The following is a 24,502-nucleotide window of genomic DNA, read 5'->3' as shown; positions in this document are numbered from 1 at the left end:
CGACAGTGACCTAGCAGAACGGCCCCTTCCGCAGGCGTTGTGGGAACCGGGGAATACACCCACATGGTGTCGCTCCGTGACGTGAAGCTCTCGCGAGAATGGATAGGTACAAAATTGTTGGACGCGACGGAAAACAGCATCGACCACAATCCGCATCACCAGGGCTTCTCGGCACCTGTCGCTACCTCCGCGCCGAAAGAGCTGCCGACGCTGGTCCATCGCTTGCGTTGGTACGGGCAAACCGAACACGCCGATCGCACCGCGTTCACGATGGTCTTGGATCATGACTTCAACGACACGCAATTAAACTATCGCGATCTCGACCATCGCGCCCGCGCGATCGCCGCTCGCATCCAAGCCCTTGGTGGCGCGGGCCAGCGCGTGCTGATCGTTCTCGATCCCGGCATGGACTACGTCAGTTCGCTGTTCGGGTGCATGTATGCCGGTGCGGTTGCGGTCCCCGTCTATCCGCCCAGTATGCTGCGACTGCAACACACTCTGGGCCGTCTGCAAGCGATCATCCAAAACGCCGACGCCAAAGTGATGCTCTCCAGCCGTGAGATCATTGGTCCGCAACTCAGTCCACTCTGGAATCTCGACAACGCCGCGGCGATCGCTGTCGATGAGTTGTCGCTGTCGGCCGCAAACGATTGGCGTCCCTCGGCACCGGCCCCCGACGAACTCGCCCTGCTGCAATACACTTCCGGTTCGACGGGCATCCCTCGCGGCGTCGCACTGACGCACGCCAACTTGATGCACAACCTGCGAGCCCTCGTCCGGCACTACCACTTTCCCGGCGCCAAAGCGCTGCACTGGCTGCCTCCCTATCACGATATGGGGTTGATCGGCGGGATCCTGTTGCCTGCCTATGAAGGTGTCGAGACGGTCATCCTGACGCCCAAGAACTTCATCTCCAATCCGCTGCACTGGTTGCAAGCGATCGACCGCTACCAAGGGACCAGCAACGGCAGTCCCAACTTTGGATACGAGCTGTGCGTTCGCAAGATCAAGCCGGAGCAGTGCGAGGGGCTCGACCTGAGCAGCTGGAAAGTTGCGGTTTCGGGCGCCGAACCGGTTCGCGCTGCGACCGCAAAACGATTCACTGAAAAGTTCCAACCGTATGGCTTCGATCCATCCGCCTTCTCGCCCGCGATGGGGATGGCTGAAACGACAGTCATCATGACCGGCAGCCCGCTGGGTAAGATGCCGATCATGTACGAAGTCGACAGCCGCGCGCTGGCCGCTGGCCGCATCGAACAGGTTGACGCACCGGGGCCTGGCACGCAGACGTTGGTCAGTTCCGGCGAAGCGGTTTTGGGAATGGAAGTCGAAATCGTCGACCCGCAAACCTGTCGTCTGGCGGGGCCAGGCCAGGTCGCCGAGATCTGGGCGCGCAGCGGTTCGATCGCCGCCGGCTACTGGAACCACCCCGAACTAACGCAAGCCACCTTTCACGCGACGATCGCCGACACCGGCGAATCGGGCTACCTGCGGACTGGCGATTTGGGCTGCATTATCGATGGGCAACTGATCGTCACCGGGCGGATCAAAGAATTGATCATCATCGGCGGACGCAATTATTACCCGCACGACATCGAAGCGACAGTGCAATCGATCAGCGAAGCCTTTAAGCCCGATTCGGGGACGGCGTTTTCGATCGACCACGATGGGCAGGAGCAGTTGGTCGTGCTGCAAGAGGTTTGGCGGCCGGGCAAATTTGCCATCGACAACCTGCTGCCCGAAGCCTTGGAGGCGATCGCCGAAAGTCATCAGGTCACGCCGCATGCGATCGTGTTGGTGAAGTCGGGATCGTTGCCCAAAACATCCAGTGGCAAACTTCGCCGTCGCGATTGCCGGCAGATGTTCCTCGACGGAGAGCTTTCCGAAGTCCGACGCTGGCAAGCCGGCGGGTTCGCCGCAACCCAGGCGGCTGCTGAATTCGAAGCTCCCGAAACGGAGACCGAAGTCGCGCTGGCATCGATCTGGAACGAACTGCTGCATGTCGACGAGATTAGCCGACACCACGACTTCTTCGATCTCGGCGGCCAGTCGCTGCTGGTCGGCCAGTTGGTTACACGGATCGGCGAACAGTTTGGTGTCGAGATCGGACTCTCCACCCTCTTCAGTCACAGCACACTCGGTCGGCTTGCCGCCGCGATCGATGCGGGGGAAGGACGTCTTAAAGACGAGGTCACGCGACGAAGCAGCGAGGCCAAGGTGGCGCCGCTGTCGGCCGCCCAGCAACGCTTTTGGCTGCTGCAGGAACTGGAACAGACCAACGCGTTTTTGCACGTCCCCGTCTCGCTGCAAATCACCGGCGACGTCGACGCCGATCGATTGGAAGCCTCGCTCGCCGCGATCTGCCAGCGTCATCCGGCGCTGCGGACGATTATCGAGATGTCGGGCGATGTGCCGATGCAACGCGTGCTCGATGAAGCGCCGCTGAGTCTTGGGCGACTGACCGCGTCGCCCGAAAACCTCGCCGAGGTCCGAGCCGATTTCGTTCGCCAGCCGTTTGATCTGCAAACCGCTCCGCTGATGCGAGCGGCACTGATCGAAACCGGGCCGTCGCAATATCAGCTGGAGATCGTGTTGCATCACATCGTTTGTGATGCCAGCTCGGTCGAGATCCTGTTGCGCGATCTGATCGCCGCGGCTCCGGTCGATCCAGAACAGCTGACCTATCTCGATTTCGCGTGTTGGGATCAATCCGAATCGCACATCGCACAGATCGATCAGAAGGTCGGCTATTGGCAAACGCGACTTGCCGGAATTCCCGAGCGTCTACAACTGCCGGTCGCGGAATCCGATCTGGCCGCCCCCGACGAATCGCCAGCGATCACGCGAGCCTTGGATGGTTCGCTCGCTCGCGATCTCGAAAGCGTCGCTCGCGACCACGGCACCACCGCGTCGATGGTCTACCTGGCCGCCTACCAACATGTCCTCTCGCGATACACCGGATCGACCGATCTGCCGATCGCGATGCCGACGACCGATCGCCCCTCGTCGCAACTGGCCGCAACGGTCGGATGCTTCATGAACCCGATCATCTTCCGCGGCCAAATCGATCGCCAAGCTTCGTTCCTGCGATTGCTGCGCTCGACACGAGATCATCTGCTGCACGATTTGGAACATGCCAACGTGCCGTTCCAACGCGTGGTCGAATCGATCGATCATCAGCGGTCGCTGGACGCGATGCCGTTGGCGCAAAACATGTTCCTGTTCCAACAACCGCTGCACTCGAGCGAGGCCCCGATCGAGATCGCTGGCGGCACGCTGCAAGCGGTCCAACCCGACTACGCCGCCGTCACGGCATACGACCTGTCGATGGTCATCCATCCGTCGTCGACGACCGAGATCACGGTGGTGCACAACGATCACATCGATCGCGCGACAGCGGAAGGCGTTCTGGATCTGATGGAAGCGACGCTGCAAGCGATCGCCGCCAATCCCGCTTGTGCGCTGATCGACTTGCCCAGTGCATCGCCCGCTGATCGCCAAGCTTTCGATCAACTCAATCTCGCCACCGCCGCGGAATGTGATTCGGCAACGCTCTGCCAACGGCTGGGTGATGTTGCCGCCCGCGCGGCCGATAAGATTGCGATCACCGACGACCATCGCGGACTCAGCTACAGCGATCTCGACGCGCAATCGACAGCCTTGGCCAAGGTTCTGCGGCAGCGAGGCATTGCGGCCGGGAATCTGGTTGGCGTCGACATGCAGCGATCGATCGAAATGCTTGTCGGGATGCTGGCGGTTTGGAAAGCGGGAGCGGCTTATGTGCCGTTGGATCCGGCGCTGCCGCAAGAGCGACTGGCGATGATGATCGAAGACGCCGGGCTCGCCGCGATCCTCTCCGATACAACATCGATGCAGGCCGGCGTTCCCGTCTGGCAGTTCGCCAAACTGAGTCGATTGGATGCGCAAGATCTGTCGCTGGACGGACCTCTGCCGACGGATCTCGCTTACGTGATCTATACATCCGGTTCGACGGGCAAACCCAAAGGCGTTGCGATCGAACATCACAGCGTCGCCAATCTGTTGAACAGCTTCGCCGCGCGGCCCGGCTTCACCGCCGACGATTCGATCCTGGCTTTAACCACGACTTCGTTTGACATCTCGGTGTTGGAGCTGTTCCTGCCGCTGTGGACCGGCGGCCACGTGCGGTTGACCGCAGACCGAGCGGCGACCGAACCAGAGTCGCTGAAATCGATCCTCGAAACCGAACCGATCACTCACCTACAGACGACGCCCTCGACGCTGCGTGTCTTAATGACAACTGGTTGGACGCCCAACCAACAGTTGCGGGTGTTCAGCGGTGGCGAACCGTTGCCAGCCGATCTCGCGAGCCAGTTGTTGGCCAGCGGATGCGAGCTGTGGAATGTCTATGGTCCGACCGAGACGACCGTCTGGTCGACGATCTCGAGAGTCGAAGGCGAACGCGTTTGCATCGGCCAAGCGATCGACAACACCACGATCCATCTGCTCGATCCCGAATTGCGGCCCGTGCCGCGGGGCGTATCGGGAGAGTTGTGCATCGGCGGATCCGGAGTGGCTCGCGGCTACTGGAATCGCCCCGAACTGACTCGCCAGCGTTTTGTCACGCTGCCGACGACGTCGTTCTCCGCCGACGACTCCCTCACAACCGACCAGCCCTCGCCGCGCGTCTACCGGACCGGCGACCAAGTGCGAATCGACAGCCGAGGCCAGCTGCACTTCTTGGCTCGCAACGACCGACAGATCAAACTCCGCGGCTTCCGGATCGAGCTGGATGAGATCGAATCGGCGATCGAATCGGTCGCGGGAGTTCATCGGGCGGCGGTCGTCGTCCGCGGCGAAGCAGCTCAACAGCAGATCGTCGCCTTCTGTCAAACCGACGTCGATGTCGATGCGATTCGCCAATCGATCGGCGGTCGGCTGCCGCAATACATGCTGCCGTCGACGATTTGTCGGCTGCCAGCGATCCCGCAAACTCCCGCCGGCAAGACCGACTACAAAGCGTTGCCGCTGCCGAACACGGAGCCTGTGGCGGTCGCAGCGATTGCGCTGCCGCAGACGCCGCTGGAACATGCGGTTGCCAATCTGTGGCAGGAAGTTTTGCAGACCGGGCCGATCGGCCGCGACGTAAGTTTCTTCGAGCTTGGCGGCAACTCATTGCAAGCGGCACAGCTGTTATCGCGGCTCCGCGACCAATTCGAAGCGAAGATTCCGCTGCGGCTGCTGTACGATTCGCCAACGATTGCAGCGATCGCCGAATCGATCGTGCAGGATCAGCTGCAGCAGGCCGATATCGATGAAATCCGCATGCTTGAAGAACTGGAGAGCCTCTCGGACGAGGAGGTGCAACGACGACTGGGCAGCTTGGATGCCAGCGGTGACGACGACGCAGGTCGCGACCGCAACGACAACTTGAGCGATTCCCAATAGCGAACGAGCCCGAAACATGACCACGACAGAAACCATTCGCGACATCGACCACTTGATCCTCGGCGCCGGCCCTGCAGGGCTGCAGCTTGCCTATTTCATGGACCGCGAGCAACGCGATTATCTGGTCCTCGAAGCAAACGATCGCGCCGGAGCGTTTTACGAACGGTTCCCGCGACACGGCAAGCTGATCTCGATCAATAAAGTCTACAACGGCTATACCGAGCGACGGGCCCAGTTGCGATACGACTGGAACTCGCTGTTGTGCGATGACGATGGTTTCAACTTCCAGAACTACACCGACGCCTATTACCCAAACGCACAACTGTACGCGCAATACCTGCGTGATTACGCAGCCCGCTTCGATCTGAAGATCCAATACAACACCTGGATCAGCGACGTCAGCCGTGCCGAGGACGGGTCGGGCAGGTTTATCGTTCGCGATGCCGACGGCAACCTCTACCGTTCGCGAACGTTCACCGTCGCGACGGGAGTTTCCAAGCCGTACGTTCCCGAAATCCCCGGCATCGAACTGACCGAAAACTACTTCGACATGTCGATCGATCCCAAGGATTACGCCGACCAGCGGCTGTTGATCATCGGCAAGGGGAACTCGGCGTTTGAGACGGCGAACCATCTGCTCAACGCCACCCGCGTCACGCACCTGGCCAGCCCAGGGTCGATCAAGATGGCTTGGCAGTCGCACTTCTTCGGCCACCTGCGAGCTGTCAATAACGAGTTCCTGGACACCTACATTCTGAAGGGACAGAACTCCGTCCTCGACGCCAACATCGACAAGATCGAAAAGGTCGACGGGGAATACCGCGTCAATATCACGTTTACGCATGCCGAAGGGCAGCGGGCCGAAATGGCTTACGATCGCGTGATCTGTTGCACCGGATTCCGCTGGGACCCGAAGTTCTTTGGCGAGAACTGCCGCCCCGATATGGCTTGCGAAGACCGCTTGCCCGCGATGACAAGCGGCTGGGAATCGACAAACATTCCCAACCTGTATTACGCCGGCACGATCATGCAGATCCGCGATCTGAAGAAGACGATGTCGAACGTGCTGCACGGTTTTCGGTTCAACATTAAATCGCTGTACAACATCATCGCACAGCGACACGAATCGACGCCCTATCCGTCGCATCGCTTGCCGTTGGCTGCCGAACCGCTCGCCGACAAGATCATCGACCGCGTCAGCAGCGACGCCGGGCTGATGCACCAACCGGGCTTCTTGGGCGATTGCATGGTGGTCGACCGCGAGACGGGCGAGGCGCGGTATCACGAGGGACTGGCGGTCGATTACATCTTGGACAGCGAATTTGGCCAACAGCAAGACTATTACATCATCACGATGGAATACGGCGACTTTGAAGGGAACGTCTTCAGCCTCGAACGCGAGCCGCATCCGGAGAAGGCTTACAACGACGCCTACCTACATCCGCGGATCCGCCACATGCGCGGCAACGCATTGATCGCCGAGCATCACATCAGCGAATCGCTTGAAAACGACTGGCGGCTGAACGAACACTGCGGCAAACGCAAGCTGATTCGCGCGATCGATTTCGTCGGCCAAGAGGATCCGACTCAGTACCAGCAGACCCATTTCCAAAAGTTGGTCTGTTTCTTCGAACGGCAGCTAGCCGTCGACACCGCGTCGGCAACGCCGATGTGCCACGAGTCGAGCAGTCCCACAGCGTGCTCCACCGCCTGCGAAGTCTCCGAAAAAGCGTAGCGCGATCAACGCATACTAGCACGAAGCGCAAGCGAGTGATTCATACCACTCGCGACAGCGTCGCGCCCGTATGCGAAAATCACGAGGATTCACTCGCTTGCGCTTCGTGCTGGTATTTGCGAGGAGCCTTACGACACCGCGTCGGCAACACCGATGTATCACGAGTCGAGCAGTCCCACAGCGTGCTCCACCGCCTGCGAAGTCTCCGAAAAAGCGTAGCGCGATCAACGCATACTAGCACGAAGCGCAAGCGAGTGATTCATACCACTCGCCGCCGACGATTCGTGATTGTATTTACAGTCGCCAAAGATTCACTCGCTACAGCGTCGCGCCCGTATTTGCATGTCGCGAGGAACCACTCGCTTGCGCTTCGTGCTGGTATTTGCAACGCAGCTTAACGCCCAGGTGAGATATTTGCTGGGGAACGTCTGAACACCGCCACGCAATGCACTTGTCCGCAAGTGCCTGGGTAATATCGGCAATCATCGGGATAGTTTTTCAATGCCCCATCCAAACTGGCTATAACCGGTCGGGCAGTAGCCGCGGGGCTTCGGTATCGTAATTCTCGATAAACGAAGGGACGCCGAGTATGTCAGTGAACTGGTATTACATGAAACGTGGCTGGTTGGGTTCGAAACGCGTTGGCCCGATCCGGGAACCAGAATTTCTGCACCGGATCGATTCGGGGGAGATTCGTCCCGAAACACTCATCCGTTGCCTCTCTAAGACGCGTGGTGCTTGGGTCTTTATGAGAACGATCACGCCAGCGATGAAGCGTTGGAACGAAAAACATCCAACCGTGTAGACACTCGCATCGCAGCCTGCTCAAGTCCACGGTCCACAAGCCCCGCGCGGTCACAACGATTGGCTGGCGTCAGTGTTGGGGCGGTAGCTTGAATGCGGATGTTTTGTGATCCTCAGGCCCGCTATGTCATAGCGAACTGCCCGCCACTGGATGCTTCGCGCCGTGAAGCATTTCCAGTAGAAGACCGGCGAGATCAGCTGGCTCAGCAGAACCCAAAACGGTAGTGCGGCAATGGACCTCCAGCCCCAGGACTTCCATTCCGCGGCCCGACTGGCCAGTCGTCGCCGGACGCCCCACTGGCAAAGTCCGACCAACAGCGCGTTGGAGACTTCAAAGGCCGCAACCGCCACAAGCACTCCCATCGTCTCCCGCAAGTTTGCTTGTATCGCGGTGACGACGATCAGTAGCGCTGCCAAGAAAGGGACGATGATCGAGATGCATCCGTAACCGACGGTAGCTGGCCAGCTGGGGTGATACAGTTTCGCCAGCAGCATTTGCCGAGGGACCCAGTCGAGCACGCTGCCCAGCGTCGTCGATTCCCGGTTGACGATCATCGCGTCGGGAACAAACGCTTGCCGAAAACCATGTTTGCGTAGCAGCCGATACAAGATGGTGTCTTCGCACAGTGCACCGGACCAGTGGGTCAGCAGATCGGTCTTGTCGATGACATCCCTGCGGATCGCGAGGCTTCCGCCCCAGGCGATTTTCAGCAGAACCATATTCACCGCGGCGGGAACATTCCAGAGATAACGTATCATCGATCCGGGGGAGTTGGGCTGCGGCACGTACCAGCGATTCCCGGTGGCAACACCGACATCGGGATCGGCAAGCGGTGCCGCGAGATCGGCCAGCCAGTCGGGACCTGGGACCGCATCGGCATCACAAAGGGCAACGATCTGGAACGACGCATCCAAGTTCCCGATCGCTTGAATCAGGCTGCTGCATTTCAAGCTGCATGTCGGTGGCGGGTTTTGTAAAACCTCGATCTGCAGGCCATCACGCCCTTCAAATTTCCGCAGCACCGACCAAGCGGGATCTTCGTCGCTGTCGACGACCACGCAAAGCAAGTAGTCGCGATAGTCTTGTCTCAGCAAGCTCTGCAGGCAATCCGACAGGAACGGATCCGCACCGCGAAGGCAAAGGACAATCGCAGCCTTCGGTTGATCGGACGCTTGCCGATCGCGGCCGCTTCGCGACATGAACCAAACAAAACAAACCGCCGCTGTCGTCTGGATTGCAACAATCACCGCGATCAAACAATAGAGAGCGGAGACGATCGTCACAGAGCATTTTTCCTAAGAGTTGGTTCGCCGGCTGATGCGTCAGGATTCGACCTGGGTAGCGGTCGCACGCCATCGTCGATACGAGCGAGCGGGATTATACTACTTCGATTTGTGATCGCAGAGGATGCTTCGAGAAGATGGCAAAGTCTTTGCCTTTGACGCCGTTTGAACGATGCATGTTGTGGAGTGATCGGGACGATTACCCTTGTCTGTGCATCGGTCGTGTCCTGCTGGAAGGCCAATTGGATCGGCAGGCATTCGAGTCGGCGCTGCTCAAGACGCTGGAAGATCACTGGCTGTTGCGAGCGACCGTTTCGGATGGACGGCGGAAACGATGGATCGTCCGCAACACAGTTTTGCCGCCGATCGAGTGGCAGCAGGGACCAACGGGCAGACCGCTTCCTCCGGCACCGCGAATCGATCTCGATCGCGAAACCGGTTTGCGGGGTGTGGTCGTTCAAGACAGCCACCGGGTCGAATTGACTCTCCAAATGCACCACGCCTGCTGCGATGGTGCTGGGTTGTTGCGGTTCTTCGAGGACTTGCTGTTTCACTACGCCACCGACCAGTCCGGCTGTAGGCCAGCGACCGCAGTATTGCCCATCGATCCCCACAGGTTGCAATCGCGTGGCAGATACGGCCTCACGATGCCAAAATCGCTGAAGATTCTGCCTCGGCAATCGGTTGGCTTGATCGGTGCGCTGCAATTCTGGCGGCGCCGGCCCGCACCACTCTCTCTACCACAGACACCAGGATCGATCTCGGCCAAGCCGGTGTCCCCAGCGTCAACGGCTCTCGCCGTTACAACAGAACACACGATCGAGTTGCGAAAAGCGGCCCGCCGCCGAAACGTTTCCCTCAACGAATTATTGGCTCGCGACTTCTTCCTTACCCTCTGGGATTGGCAGGCAGCCCATGGCGTGCGCGAAGATCAAGCGTGGTTGCGGATGATGGTTCCAATCAACATGCGCGATAAGTCGCACGCGACGCTGCCCGCGCTGAATGCTGTCAGTTCGATCTTTCTGGATCGTCGCCCAGGCGACGTTGAAGATGAAACACAGTTGTTGCACAGCATTCGAGATGAGATGGAGATCATTCGCAGGTTCGAATTGCGCTACACTTTTCTGCTCAGCCTGTGGTTGATGCAATGGATCCCGGGAGCGCTCCGTCGCTCGGCTACCAACAACGGCCGCACGATATCGGTGATCTTCTCAAATGCAGGGAAATTGTTCCGCCGCTGCAAGCTTCCCCGAATCGACGGGTTCCATCACGCTGGCAACCTAAAAGTTCTGGATATCGAAGGGCTGGCCCCCATCACTTCACAGACCGCCGCTACGCTGTTTGCGTTCGAATACAACAAGCGTTTGAAGCTGAATCTCCACTTTGATCCTCGCGTCATTAACCAGCCGCAGGCGGAACAGTTGCTGCAGATGTTCCACCAGCGAACCGTCGCCACGACCGCATCCGATACCTAGCAGACGGCGGACGAATCATCGACGGCTCCGTTTTCTAGCAGGTAGGCATAACAGGTCGACAACAGTTGTTCGTCTGCCGGCGGACAAAGGATCCCCGATCCGGCTAACGCATCCAGGGTTCGCTTGCAATCAAATTGCGGGTGGATTCCACGTTTGCCGCCCGACGTCAGCCGCGGCATCAGGACTTCGGTGAGAACTTCTAAACTGGCGTCGTGATCGGATGTTTTGTCATCGATCCGTTGGCACCACTCTTCGTGCGAGATCAAATCGACTTGGGATCCGATGCTGTGCATCCAGTTCACAAGGACTTCGTCGCTGAGCGGTTGAGGGTTGGTCAGATGAAACGTCTGGCCCAGGTTTGCGTCGTGCTGCGACAACGCCACGATCGCACGGGCGACGAAATCGACAGGCGTGATGTCCAGTTGCAACGACCGGAAGGGAGCCGCCCCGACCGACACACACGCTCGCACGATCGTGTGCAGCAGATCGTCGACGTTTGCAACGCCGGTTTCGCTGTGTCCGGTCACGTGTCCTGGGCGGTAGATGGTCACGGGCAGCCCACGTTGCCGCGCCGTTTCGATCATCTTTTCCGCGACCCATTTGGTTTGGGCGTATCCGTAGATCAAGTCTTCACAGCGAGGCAGGAGATCCGATTCCGCCACGTCGCAACCGCGGTTGGCATCGGTCCCGTGCACCATGAATGTCGAGACGTAGTGCAGCGGCTTCGTCTTGTTGTGGCATGCCAAACGCAACATCTCTTGAGTGCCAACCACATTGGGGCCGTGCAACGCATCATAGGGAAGCATTAGATTGGGGCTAGCCGCGTTGTGGTACAGCACGTCCATCTCGTCGGCCAGGCGAGAGAACGCTTCGGTCGACAGCCCCAGCTGAGGTTGAGCGATATCGCCAAGCTGGATCTTCACGCGGTCTGCCGCTCCGTTGGGGCAGAGTCGATATTTTGCCAGATTGTCGACGATCCGTTGCATCCCCGATTCGAGATCACGTGCGCGAACCAAGCAGGTAATTTCCGAATCGGTCGTTTCCAGCAACTCGTGCAAAAGATGGGCTCCGATAAACCCGGTTGCTCCGGTCAACAGGACCTTCGCAGGCGGGCCGCAGGAACAATGCTTGGCGGCTGGCAAAACCGAATCGTCCAAGGCTGCATCTCTTTCAAAATCGATCCCTTTCGACGGAACCTCTGTTGGCGTCGGTCCCTCGCCACGCTGTGGCTCCACCGCGATCCGCTCAAGCAATTGCTGCTGCAACAACACGCTTAGCTCACGAACGTTGACGCCGCCCAACAGACCTCCCATCGGGATGCGGATGCCGGCAGCGGTTTCGAGTCGATTGACCAATTCGACCGCCATCAACGAATCGATGCCCAGCGTGGTCAGCGAACGCGTTCGGTCGACATCTTGATCCTGGCTTCCGAAGACTCCGGCAACCTGTTGGGCAACGAAATCTTCAAGGAACGCAGGCCACTGATCTGCCGGCATCGCCTTGAGCTCTTCCGGTAGCGACGAACCGCAGCGGCTGCTGCCACGTTCATTCACAACGCCAGCGTAGACCGGCAGCCGGGTGATCGCGGGGCTCAGCTTGCTCAATCGCTGCCAGTCGACGCGTGCTGCCGACAACAAAGGCACATCGCGTTGCAGAAGTTGGCCCAGCAGATCCAATGCCTTGCCCACGGGAAACGCTTGCATCCCCAGAGTATCCAGATATTCGGCCGTCTTCTGATTCCGGTCGACAAAGCCAGCACCGAGGATGGCGCCCCAGTTCACCGTCAGTCCAGGCAGGTTGCGGGCGTGGCGATAACCAGCCAACGCATCGAGAAAGCTGTTGCCGGCGTTGTAATTGGATTGCTTCGGAGCACCGATCACGGCGGAAAACGAGGAGAAACAGATGAAGTGATCGAGCGGCAATTCGAGCGTTGCCTGGTGCAGGTTCCACGCTCCGAGCATCTTGGGTTGAAGCACGCGATTAAATCGCTGCACATCCAGTTCGCTGATGAACTCATCGTCCAGCACCATCGCCGCATGCAGGACTCCTTTGAGCTCTGGCATGTCTGCTTGAATCGTATCAATCACGCGGTTGGCAGCTTCTGCGTCGGTGACATCCCCGCGGGCATCGACTACACAGATGCCTTCGTCACGCATCCTTTGGATCGCATCGGACGATGCCTGGTCGGGGCCCGAACGACTCATCAAAACAAGATTTCTTGCACCTTGGCTGGCCATCCATTTGGCAACTTCAAAACCAAAACCTCTTGCACCGCCGGTGATCAGGTAGGTTGCGTCTGCTTTGAACAGATGTCCTTCCTGGGTGCACGGCCCAACGATGCGTCGCCCCGTTGCCGCGTCGGACGCTGGACTTTCGAACGACAATATATTTTTGCCAATGTGTTGACCTTGAGCCATATACCGGAAGGCTTCGGCCGCTTCGCTGATCGGGAACTGGGTCAGCGGCAGCGGTTGGTAATCTCCCGCCGCAAAACGGTCGCTCAGTTCTCGCAGAACGTTTGCGATCTCCGCTGGCCGCTGGTCGATGATTTGCGCCAGGTCGATCACATGGTACGAGATGTTGTGCTTGAGCGCAGCCAGGCCGATCTTGGAGTTCCCGTAGACATCCACTTTCCCAATTTCCAGGAAGCGGCCAAAGGGAGCCAACACCGAAAGGCTCTTCGGAACAAACTCGCCCGCCAATGAATTGAGAACCGCGTCGACTCCAGCGCCGTCGGTCAACTGCATTATCTCGTCGGCAAAGCGAACGTTCCGCGAATCCATCACGTGAGCAACGCCCATGCGTTTCAACAGCTCTCGCTTTTCGGGCGTCCCCGCCGTCGCAAAAATCTCCAGCCCCAGGTGCTGTGCAGTCTGCACGGCGGCTTGCCCGACCCCGCCGGCAGCAGCATGGATCAGGATTTTCTCACCAGCCCGCAGCCGCGCGATCCGGCCGATCGCAACCTCCGCCGTCATAAACGCGGTCGGCACCGTCGCGGCTTGCGCGAAACTAAGCTCCGGTGGCAGCTTGAAGACCATCCGATGATCGACGACCAGATGCGACTGGAAGCTGTAGCCCGCGATGCCACACACGCGATCGCCCGGTTGGATCGAGTCGACGTTTTCACCAACACGCTCGACGACGCCGGCAAAGTCGTCGCCAAACCACAGCAGATCGATCGAGTTGCCAGGGTACATCCCCAACGCCTTCATGACGTCGCGAAAGTTGATCCCTCCCGCCATCACTTGGACTTCGATCTCATCGGGTTGCGGGCTGCGGCGATCGGTTTCGTTGAGCGAAAGGTCTTCCAGTACACCCGTTTTTTGCATCTGCAATCGATACGCTCGGCTGGTTGGCCCGCCGGCGTTCCAATCGAATTGTCGGGTTGGTAGACCGGCAGCGTTGGCTCGATGCAAGCGGTTGACCAACCGCGACGTTCCACGCAGCGCAACTTCCGCTTCCGGTTCGGCAGCCCTCAATTCATCGACAGTATTTGCGACGTCATCCGCATTGGGCTCCACGTCCAAATCGATCAATTGCCAGCCAAGGTCGAAGACTTCGCTGCGCGCCACGCGGCAAAAGCCGACCAATGGCGAGGCGGCAAGCCCGTCGACTCGATCGGTATCGGATGTCGATTGCGCACCACGGGTCAAAACGTGAACGCGGGGTTGAGGACTCAGGTTCCAATCACCCAGAGCCTGAGCCAGATGCATGCAACTCAGCACGCCAACCTTTTGTGCATCCAGCAGCCGGTCGATGTCCAGTGCCGATGCGGCCGTTGAAAGTCCCCAGCCGTGAACAATTTTTTCAACGGTTCGGTCGCCCAGTCGCGCGTCGTGGAAGAGGCGTTGAAGTTCGTCGACGGAACCGTCCACAACAGTGAATTCGTTTTCGCTTGTTTGTTGGTACTGGGCACCTCGTCGCACTCGGACGACTTCCCCCAACTCACGATCCCACTGGAGGGCGAGCTCGGTCGAGACAGGATCCTCCCCAACGAACATCAAAGTGATCGCATCGCTGCTCGGTTCGACATCGTCTTGTCTTGCCATCGAATCCGCGTCGGCCGATACGGATTGCGTCTCGGGAGCGTGCGCAATGAAGACCGCCTGTTCCGCGTCATCGGCGCATTTGAACGACGCAACGTCCTGGAAGCCACTCTGCTGCAGCAGTGCTTCCCAAGCGTCGCGGCTGAGCAACGGCGAATCGCTTCGGTGCGCGTCCTGGAACGACCACCAGCCTTTCAGCAATCCGAACACGTTGTCCCAGATCGGCCTTCTTTCGACGACCTCCAGGAAGATGAACAGTCCTTCGGCCGCCAAACAAGACTTGGCGTTCGCGAGCGCTACGGACAAATCTTCCGTTGCGTGCAACACATTGGTCGCGATCACGATGTCGAAACTGTGCAGTTCGATCCCCTGATCCTCAGCCGGTCGTTGGAGATCAAACAGCTGATATTCCATCGCAGGACAATCGTCGAATCGCTGCTTTGCATCGGCGAGAAACGCGCCGCCGATGTCGGTGAACAGATATTCAAACCGATCTGCGGGGAGCGTCTGGACGATTTGTCCCGTCAACGATCCCGTCCCGGCACCAATTTCCAGCACGCGGACGGTACGCCGCGGCGGCAGATTGGCAACGCTCTGCCCGACGACCGATTTCAGCAATTGATTGAACGCGGGAAAGTCGCATCCCTGCGTATAAAAATGATCGACCAGGTGACTCGATCCGCTGGGGAACAATAGCTCCAGCGGATCGATCTCACCCGACATCACATCAGCCAAACGCAGGCACGACGCGGTCACCAGATCGACTTCCGCAGCAAACCGCGGATACTCTTCTGCCAGATCAGCGAGCAACTCTTTCGTGTCGCGTGTCGCCAATGTTGTGGTTGCTCGCCAGCCCGATCCATCTGCTGCGATCACACCCGCATCGGCAAGCCAGTGCAGTTGAGCCTGCAGCAACTGAGCGTGCTCTTCGACGATCCCCAACGCTTCCATCAACTGGTCGGCGGTGAAGCGATCCCCTGCCTGATACGACCAACCGAGTTGTCGCAGCGCGTTCACGATGCAAGCGATCACGACCTGCTGCATCCGTGGCAGGAAGTCGGCATAGTAGTCGCCAAGCCCATACTGATCGACCAGGTCGGCAGCCTGCGATTCGACGGGCCGCAGCAATTCGCTGGATGTTGGGAAGTCGCATGCGCCGGTGGCTTGGGTTCCTCGAATCCGTTGCGGTTGCCACTGGAACCGATACAGGCAGTCATCGATTGGGCGAGTGACGCCAGTCCGCTGGACCTTCGCGACGCGGAAACCTTGGATCTCCGCGATCGTTTGTCCGGCGCTGTCGATCACAAAAAGATCGCATTCAAAGCAATCCGACTCGGCAGCCGTTTGAACCGCGTGAACCCAAAATTGCAGCGGCAAGCTGTTGCAGTACAAATGCACTCTGCGAATGGATTCGGGCAAGTAAAAATCGTCGCCTTGTTCAGCATCCGCTTCGGCGTACTGCGTGCCATGAGTTGCTTGCAGGCAGGCGTCTAAGATCGCCGGGTGCCAGCGATATTCGGTGGCCGCCGAGGCGCCCAAACCCGAAGCGTCGACCCAGGCCAGCGATTCTCGCCGCAGCGGCGAACCATCGAATGAGGTCTCGCTAAGTGACGCTGGTTCACCATGCCTGAGATGTTGAATCAACGAGAACGCATCGCCAAATCCATATCCCGACCGATGCAGATTGTCGTACAGGTTCTCGTGCGAAACAGAACATGGCAGCCGGCTTTCGATCGCCTGCAGATTTGGCTTGGGCTGGATCGGATCGGCCGGCAGCAACACCAACCTCCCGCAGGCATTGGTTTGCCAATTCTGTTTATCGGTGGAACTGTGGATAGAAAACGACTTGGTCTGTTCTTCGAACACGACTTGAATCGTCGGCATCAGATCCGGATCGACAAACAATGCCTCCAGGCATTGCAGGTCTTCGACAACATACGCATCGCCAGGAAGCATCGCGTCGGCGACCGCAAAACCGATCTCTGCAAAACCAGCGGCCGGGAACACGATGCCATCCCAGATTTGGTGATCTCGCAAGTACGGAAAACGGTGTGGGTCAAGCGTCAATTGCCACGTCGGATTTGCCGATTGCAGACGTTTGCCCAACAGCGGGTGCAGTGGTTTGTCGAGCCTGGCAAGGTCGCGGCCTTTGTCGAGCCAGTATTCTTGGTAGGTCCAAGGATAACGGGGCTGGGGGACAAAGTTGCCCGTGCTTTGATTCAAGACTTGCCAATCGACCGAGAGCCCAGCGACATGCATCTGGGCGACGTTCTTGAGCAGCGTGGTTGTCGAATCGGTTTGGCGTGCGAGCGAATGGAATACTTGAGCGGATGCATCGAGAGATGCGAGGCATTCGCCCATCGAACTTCGAAGTGCAGGATGGGGGCCAATTTCGAGAAAGTTCCCGTGCCCGGCAGCGACCAAGGCGGCAAAGCCTTCGTCGAACAGAACCGGTTGGCGAACGTTATGCCACCAATATTGAGCGTCCATCGTTTGGCCGTCTTGTGGCCGTCCGGTGACCGTCGAAATGAACGGGATCGTCGACGGTTGCGGATTCAGGAACTCCAACGCCTGCAGCAACGGTTCCTTGATCGCATCCATCTGGTACGTATGGAAGGCATAATCGAGTCCCAAGTCGCGGACAAATTTCCCGACTTGTTTCAGTTGGACTTCCAGGTCAGCAACCGTCTGGGCGTCGCCGCCAATCGTGACCAACGAGGGACTGTTGACCGCGGTGACTTCCGCCGCGGCATCGCCGATCAACGCACGCGCCTCGGCCACCGTCATACCAACGGCCAACATCTTGCCCGCGCCACCGGTCCCATCCTGCAATCGGCTGCGATGATAGACAAGCTGCGTCGCTTCATCCAACGTATAGATGCCCGCACACCACGCGGCCGCAACCTCTCCCACGCTGTGACCGATCACGCTGTCGGGTGTGATCCCCCAAGTCTTCCACAGTTCGACCAAAGCGACCTGAAGCGCGAAGATCGCGGGCTGGGCAACTTGCGTGCTGTCGATCTTCGATTCGCTGGCATCGCACAACATCGCTTCCTTCAGCGACCATCCGCTGACCTGTTGGAATAGCGTGTCGATCTTGTCGATGGTTGCTGCGACGATCGGTTCGCGCGCGATCAAGTCTTGCCCCATCGTCGCCCACTGAGACCCTTGGCCTGTGAAAACGAACGCGTTGGTTCCAGGCTGCGTTTCCGCATGGCCAACCACAACACTCTCTTCCACGTCGTCACCACGCAACCACGCTCTTAGGTTGCCCGCGAGTTGTTTGGCGTCGCGACCACGCAGCACCATGCGTTGCGAGTGTTGCTCTTTGCGCGTTCCAGCTGAATAGCAGAAGTCGGCAAGTGCGGCTGAATCATCACCGCCGAACTCCTTCAACTGGCGACTGTATTGTTTGGCATAACCACGCAGTGCTTCATCGTCGCGAGCTGAAATCGGCAACAGGAAAGGTCGCGTTGCAATCTTCTCGGAACTGGACTTGTGTTGCTTCGTTTGCGGAGCCGACTGCACCACGGCGCTGGCATTGGTGCCACCAAAACCAAATGAATTGATCGCCGCACTGATCGGTTGATCCTGCGTCGCGATCGGTTGCAATCCGTCGACGACTTTCAATTGCAATGAGTCGAAGGGAATCGCCGGGTTGGCCGCTTCAAAGTTGCCGCTGGGCGGAATCGATTGACGGTCCATGATCAAGGCAAGCTTGAACAATCCAGCGATACCCGACGCCGGTTCCAGATGCCCGAGGTTCGTCTTGATCGACCCCAGCCAACAATCGTCCCCCGCGGCACGGCCTTTGGAGACGACCGCCCCGATCGCCGCTGCCTCGATGGGATCGCCGACCGGCGTTCCGGTTCCGTGGGCTTCGACGTAACAGACTTCACTTGGAGCAACGCCCGCTTCGTCGAGTGCCCTCCGCAACAGCTTGCTTTGCGCCGCCGAACTGGGAACCGTCATCGACGACGTGTGACCATCCTGGTTGACGACTGCCGAGCGGACGACGGCGTAGATGTGGTCGCCATTGTCGATCGCATCGGCCAGCGGTTTCAGCAAAACCATCCCCGCCCCTTCGCTGCGAACGTAGCCGTCGGCCCGATGATCAAAAGCGAAGCACTCGCCGGCGGCCGACAACATCGACGCTTTGCTGAATCCGATGCTGGCGTTGGGCGTCAGCAACGCGTTGACGCCGCCGGTCAGCGCGGCATCGCATTCGCCCAACCAAATCGATCGGCAAGCCATCGAAAATGCGACCAGCGCCGACGAACAAGCGGTGTCGACCGCCAGGCTGGGGCCACGCAAGTCGAACAGATAGGAGATCCGGTTGGCGACGATGCTCAGCGTTCCGCCGGTGTTCGAATGAACATCCAGATTGCCCAGGTCGTTTAATTGCAGGCTGCCGTAATCGTGACTGGAAGCTCCCACAAACACGCCAACGTTTGTGCCTCGCAAACTGCTGGGAGGAATTCCGGCATCTTCGCACGCCTCCCAAGCCACTTCGAGCATCCAGCGTTGTTGGGGATCCAAGCGAACCGCTTCGCGTCGCGAAAAACCCCAGAACGTCGCATCGAACTGCTTCAGTTGATCGACAAAGCCGCCGCGTCGGGCCGTCATGTGGCCAGCCGAATTGGGATCCTCATGGAAGTATCGATCGATGTGCCAGCGATCTCCTGGGACGTCGGAGATCGCACTGCCGCGGCGAGCCAACAACTGCCAAAGCGAATCGGGATCTCGGATCCCACCGGGTAGACGGCATCCCAGCCCAACCAAGGCCAACGGTTGACGCTGCGTCGTCTGATTCCTTTGCGTCATCGCCAAGCATCCTATTTCGTTCACGATATCCATTTGTGCTGGCGAGCATATCACCACTTCTCGACTCACCATACCAAAACAGCTCGGTTTTGAGAGCAAGTCGCGACACAACTTTTGGGCGGTCCGGCGGCCCTGCCCCCCTTTTTGCGAGGAAATCGCGATGGCGACTTAGACTAGACGGACAGGTTTGCCTCGGAGGGAACCTGTTGATTGTCAACGTAGGGGCGGTAGGCAACCATCTCGACTCGCCGCTGGCTGTGCAGACGATAGGTGATCCCTCGCCAGTTCACCTGCCGCACCCAAATCGCTTTGATGGTGCAAAAGACGTGCGTCAGCTGGCATACGGGGAGCAAGGCAAAGACCTGTGCCGCTTCACTCCACGACATCCGGTGCAGTGAATCGCCTCTCGTGGCGACCGCTTCGCCGACCGCAACGCGAACCGTTCGCCAGCTGAGAAACATGCAACCGTTGGCGATGAGCATCGATGACGTCAGCAATGCGGCCGCAGGCCAGTCGCCCCAGCAGATCGCGGCGATCAGAAATAACAACCAGCCCGCGGTAAACAAAGCCAAGGCAGCTGCGTGAACGACTGTCCCCGCAAATGTGGGTTCGTAGACTCGGCTCCACGTGAGCATGCGTGTCACGTAGCGGCCGACAAATGCGGTCGTGCACTGGTCTCGATTGACCATGATCAGATTGGGATCGAAATGAACTCGCAGCCCGAGCCGAGTCATCGCCGCTTTGATCGGACCGTCATCGACAACGGAGGTCTTCCAGTCGTCGACCAGCCCCGACGACAGGAGGTCGGCGGTGCGGATCGCGCAGGTCCCCGCCCAGGGGTTTGCGTTGATCGCCGTCGCTACCAACGCGCCGGAATTCCAAAGGCTTCTCAAAACCGATCCCGTATCGCGTCTGCGAGGATCGAACCATTGATTGCCCGTGACGACTCCGACCTTCGGATCCGATAGCGGTTGGACCACGCCACGCAGCCAATTGGCGTGCGGAACAACATCCGCATCCACCAACACGACCACTTGGCTAGTCGATGAGATCTGGCTTGTCGCCTGTACCAGCGAACTGCATTTCAGGCTGCACGTTGGCAACGGATTCAGCAGTTCGACGATTCGGATGCGATCCTGTGCGTCGCGTTCCGACTTGACTTGCATCGCAACATCCCATGCTGGGTCGCACCGATTGTCGACCACCACGATGACTTCGAAGTCGGGATAAGATTGCTCCAGCAAACCTCGCAACGTCTGTTCCAGGAAAGGGTCACAGCCTCGCAACGACAGCAACACCGAAGCCTTGGGGGCGAAGGGTTGGTTTTCATGCAGCCTATGATTCCCAATGCCAGGCCGGACAATCCGTGCGGCAAAGAACCAGGCGAAGCCCCAATTTGCAATCGACCACAGCAACAGCGCGATCGAATAAATTGCAGCGATCGAGATCATGGGGAACCTGTTGGAAGCATCACGCGGCGGTATCGAGGGGGAAAGCGTTTGTAGATCGATCCGGAGTGTGTCGTTAATCCGATCGCATCAGCATCCGCAGCAAAAGCCCCGCAAAACGGAAGGCATCTTTGCAGAGGGTCCACGATGTCCATCGCACTCTGCGGATTCCGGACTTATCGAACCGCCAATTTGCGGTGCTGCCGCTGATCAGATGTCGCCCTCCGGCGAGGCGTTGGTTTTCCTTCGCCTCGGGACCGCTGACGTAGACCGCTCCCCTGCCCCCGCTGACGTGCGCGTAGCCATGTCGCTGGTGAATGACCGGCGCTACGGCCGTGATATCGACGACCGGGATGCCGTTGGACTTGCTGTGAGCGACCATCCAGTTGTCCCAATTCCCACGCCCGATCGCAAACGCGGGAAGGTCTTGAAAAAGGTCGGCGGTGAAGATGAAGTAGTCTTTGCAGACAACCGATGCCAGTTCGCCCTGCGTCTCACATTTCTGGAAACAATCGTCGAGCCAGCCAGCCGCGGGATGTTGCACTGCGGCGGGAACATCCAGCTCGGTTCGCTGCCCAATCGCCAGCCACGACGCGAGGTCGGAATCTTGCAACCGTCGCACCGACTGGGTGAAACGCTGGTCTAGCACGATATCTCCATTAACAAAGGCGCGGACGCTGCCGCGTGCGATGTCGGCTGCGACACGAAACACATCGTCCAGCAATGGAGTGCCAAATTCATTGGTCGCGATGCACGGAAGGCACGTAAAGCGAGCGCGAAGATCGTCGGGGATCGATGTGTCGGAGAACAGCAGGATCTCCACGTCCGGTCCCAGCATCTGCCAGCTGGCCAGCGCATTGCGTTGGTGCGTGTCGGCTTCGCCAACAAACGGCTTCAGCACCGTGAAGATCGTGACCAACGGACGGGCGTTAGCCTCCGCTTTCCTTAATCGGGCGCTTGGGCGTGCTGCCGGAAGTGTTGTTGGTGTCATTGGCTTTATCCTGCGGCCCACATCGAAGTCAATCGTCGGGAAGAGATCGTCGCTTGTTTGATCGCGGCAAGCACTTGCCGATTGAACCAATCCTTGAAGTTGGACCTGCTGGTATCGGGCCGCCACCCGCGCCAGGCAGTTTCATCCAGCCCCTCGTAAAAGACTTCGCTGCGAGGGTGATTGGAGTTGTGTTGCCAAGGCTTGAATTCTGTCGTGAAGTGCACGATCGCCGGATCGGTTCGCATCTGATCCCATTGGTTCACTTCGATTGGCGCGTGCCGTGCCGACGGATACTCAAACACATGCGCCCCCTGGTTCCAGCGCGGATCAAAGCGTCCCCAGTTGCCATGACAAGCCACGTTGAGCGCGTACTGATCCCAGCACCATACGTACTTTTGATTGTCGCGGAGCGTTTTCAGCAATCGCGTCGCCATCTCTTCCTTGCGCCACAAGTCAAGATTCAGAACCATCACGCCGCTATTGAAGTACTCGCTGGATCCGTCGAGCCCTAGTTCGCGGTAGTTCCGGATCGGAGAGAGCGACGCCATATAAGGATTGGCCATGCGATAGTTCGCACATCCAAGCCGCGCGTCGACATAGGGGCAGGCGACGTCGACGGTTGCCAGACAGAACTTCGCTTCGATCGGCAACGCCCACAAGTGGCCAAGGTCCTCTTGGATGAACAGGTCCGAATCGAGATAGATCACCCGTCGCACATCGCTTGGCAACAGTTCGGCAGTCAGCAGCCGGAAGTAGGCGGTGTGTGAAATATGATGCGAGATCGTCAGGTCTGCGAAGATCGCGCGATCGGGTTGGATCACATGGATATCGATCGGTTCGTCTGCGAGCGTCGCTTCGATCATCGACCAATTTGCGTCGTTGATCCCACCGGTGATGAAGAACAAACGGATCCGAGAGCCTTTGGCCAAGTTGCGGCAAGCGCTCTTGAGCGTGACTGCCAGGGGCATCGCATACGCATCGTCTGCCGCACAAACGACATCGATCGTCGCATCGGATCGATCGGCGGGCGGAGCGTGCCGCGCTGTCGCGGCGGTTGATTGTTGTGTGTTCACGAATCGTGCTCCGCATCGCCCCGTTCGGCCTTCGCAAACCAATCGATCACCTTCTGGCGTGCGCGAACCACCGGCCCAGCGACCGGATGCCGATGGATCGAATCAAAGATCGCGTGGGCCTGGCCCAGTTCATCGCGCAACCCATCGATCATCCGATGCAGCAGTTCCGTTTCACGCTCGGCATCCGCCAGTTGCGTTTGCAATTTTTGAAGGTCGTCGTTTTGGAAGACGCCACGCGTCGGGTAGGCTGCTGGCAAACAGAGCGACGGCGGTGCAGCGTCCACCGGCGGCAAGATCGCTTCGGGAAACCGAGGCGTCCGATCGCTGTGAATCGCGTTTTGCGTCTGACCCAGCATCGCCTGAATCAACTGGACCATCAAATCACTGGCCGGGGATTGAAGCTGCAACGCGTCGTGTAGCACCGATTTTTGATAGTGCATGCGGGCTTCAGTTGGCCGAATCAATTGTTCTAGCGTTTGTGCGATCTGTTCCTTTGCGGTGATTCGCCAAGCGGCATCGGCATACAACGGGCTGTTGGTGTAATCGAGAATCGCCGTCGGCTTGCCCAACAGCATCGATTCCAATTGCGCCGTCGATGGCGTTGTGATCGTGGCGTCAACGCGATCGAGCACGTCGGCCAGATCGCTGTCGCTCTCCTGGTTCTCGACTCCGATCCGACGGTCCATTCCGCCTTTCAGCCGCCATGCGATTTCGATCCGTCGGCCATCGGGCAGATCGGTTTCGCGAACCGTGTCGCGAAGATCGGCTAGCGATTGAGCGATTTGTTGCCGCTGCGAATCGGTAAAGCCTGGGCATCTGGCCGTCACCACCAGGATTCGGAAGACGTTTGGATCGCGTGGGAGATTGCGAGTGGTGTCGCGTGCGGCGAGATCATCGAAGCGGGGAATCCCTACGATCTCGATCTTGTCAGCGTTCCCCCAAGACCATAGCACTCTCGCTTGCGCCGCCCCAATGCACGCGACTTTGTCCGACAGGACCGGACGCATCGTCCAAGGCGATGCTGGCTCATCCGCTCGGTTTTCCCAAGCGTTTCGCCATTCCAAGATGCCATCGATCGCATACAGCGTCGCGACACGGCGGCTTTGCAGCTGACGGATTGCCGATCGAAACCGCTCGAAGTGCTCCGAAAAGAAGATCGCCAAATCGCCCGGTACCGCAAGCTTCAGGACTTCCTCGGCTGTGGCGATGCGAATCGGCAGTCGGCCCATCAGCGGTGCCGCGTGGTGCGCCACTTCGCTGTCGGTGCCAACATAAAAAACCGTTCCACTTGCCACCGCTCGCCCATCCTTGCGCCCACCACTTCGATTGTCGTTGCGATTCTGCCGCTGCAGAAATCGATCGCACCGGCACCTACTATCCCCGATGTTTCGCAAG

At 58.9% G+C, this 24,502-nt stretch carries 10 protein-coding genes; 4 read left to right on the top strand and 6 right to left on the bottom strand.

The genetic code is table 11. From position 1 onward, the window contains the following. Window positions 1–63: 63 nt before the first annotated feature. The 3 genes from EC9_RS00805 (at window position 64) to EC9_RS00795 (ending at window position 7,967) form a co-directional block, all read left to right on the top strand. Window positions 64–5,427 (top strand): non-ribosomal peptide synthetase, encoded by a 5,364-nt coding sequence (locus EC9_RS00805; protein WP_145341529.1) that lies wholly within the window; start codon window positions 64–66, stop codon window positions 5,425–5,427. 16 nt (window positions 5,428–5,443) lie between these two features. Then, entirely contained in the window at window positions 5,444–7,162 is a 1,719-nt protein-coding gene (locus EC9_RS00800; protein WP_145341527.1) for an NAD(P)-binding domain-containing protein, read from the top strand. Between the two features lie 589 nt (window positions 7,163–7,751). Continuing rightward, entirely contained in the window at window positions 7,752–7,967 is a 216-nt protein-coding gene (locus EC9_RS00795; protein ID WP_231745885.1) for a DUF4339 domain-containing protein, read from the top strand. Between the two features lie 50 nt (window positions 7,968–8,017). On the opposite strand, the gene EC9_RS00790 is transcribed toward EC9_RS00795, so the two are convergent. Next, the gene (locus EC9_RS00790) at window positions 8,018–9,250 is read right to left on the bottom strand and encodes a glycosyltransferase (RefSeq protein WP_246105900.1); all 1,233 of its coding nucleotides are present in this window, start codon (window positions 9,248–9,250) and stop codon (window positions 8,018–8,020) included. Window positions 9,251–9,387: 137 nt separating this feature from the next. Between EC9_RS00790 and EC9_RS00785 the strand changes: the two genes are divergently transcribed. Continuing rightward, window positions 9,388–10,725 (top strand): hypothetical protein, encoded by a 1,338-nt coding sequence (locus tag EC9_RS00785; protein ID WP_145341524.1) that lies wholly within the window; start codon window positions 9,388–9,390, stop codon window positions 10,723–10,725. On the opposite strand, the gene EC9_RS00780 is transcribed toward EC9_RS00785, so the two are convergent. From EC9_RS00780 to EC9_RS00760, 5 genes are all read right to left on the bottom strand, one after another. Next, a complete protein-coding gene (locus EC9_RS00780) occupies window positions 10,722–19,595 on the bottom strand; it encodes a type I polyketide synthase (protein WP_218934488.1) in 8,874 nt (2,957 codons plus the stop codon). The two genes, EC9_RS00785 and EC9_RS00780, sit on opposite strands and share 4 nt — an antisense overlap. Window positions 19,596–19,768: 173 nt before the next feature. Next, the gene (locus EC9_RS00775; protein ID WP_145341520.1) at window positions 19,769–21,046 is read right to left on the bottom strand and encodes a glycosyltransferase; all 1,278 of its coding nucleotides are present in this window, start codon (window positions 21,044–21,046) and stop codon (window positions 19,769–19,771) included. A 73-nt stretch (window positions 21,047–21,119) separates the two neighbouring features. Beyond that, window positions 21,120–22,034 (bottom strand): hypothetical protein, encoded by a 915-nt coding sequence (locus tag EC9_RS00770; protein ID WP_145341518.1) that lies wholly within the window; start codon window positions 22,032–22,034, stop codon window positions 21,120–21,122. A 5-nt stretch (window positions 22,035–22,039) separates the two neighbouring features. Beyond that, a complete protein-coding gene (locus tag EC9_RS00765) occupies window positions 22,040–23,107 on the bottom strand; it encodes a glycosyltransferase family 8 protein (RefSeq protein ID WP_145341516.1) in 1,068 nt (355 codons plus the stop codon). Continuing rightward, on the bottom strand, window positions 23,104–24,402 hold the full coding sequence (locus tag EC9_RS00760) for a hypothetical protein (protein ID WP_145341514.1): 1,299 nt from the start codon (window positions 24,400–24,402) through the stop codon (window positions 23,104–23,106). Before EC9_RS00760 ends, EC9_RS00765 begins: the two co-directional genes overlap by 4 nt. Window positions 24,403–24,502 lie beyond the last annotated feature (100 nt).

It is taken from the genome of Rosistilla ulvae, assembly GCF_007741475.1.
Lineage (GTDB): Bacteria > Planctomycetota > Planctomycetia > Pirellulales > Pirellulaceae > Rosistilla > Rosistilla ulvae.
Note: the sequence above shows the minus strand (reverse complement) of the source record. Positions and strands in the feature narration are given on the sequence as shown.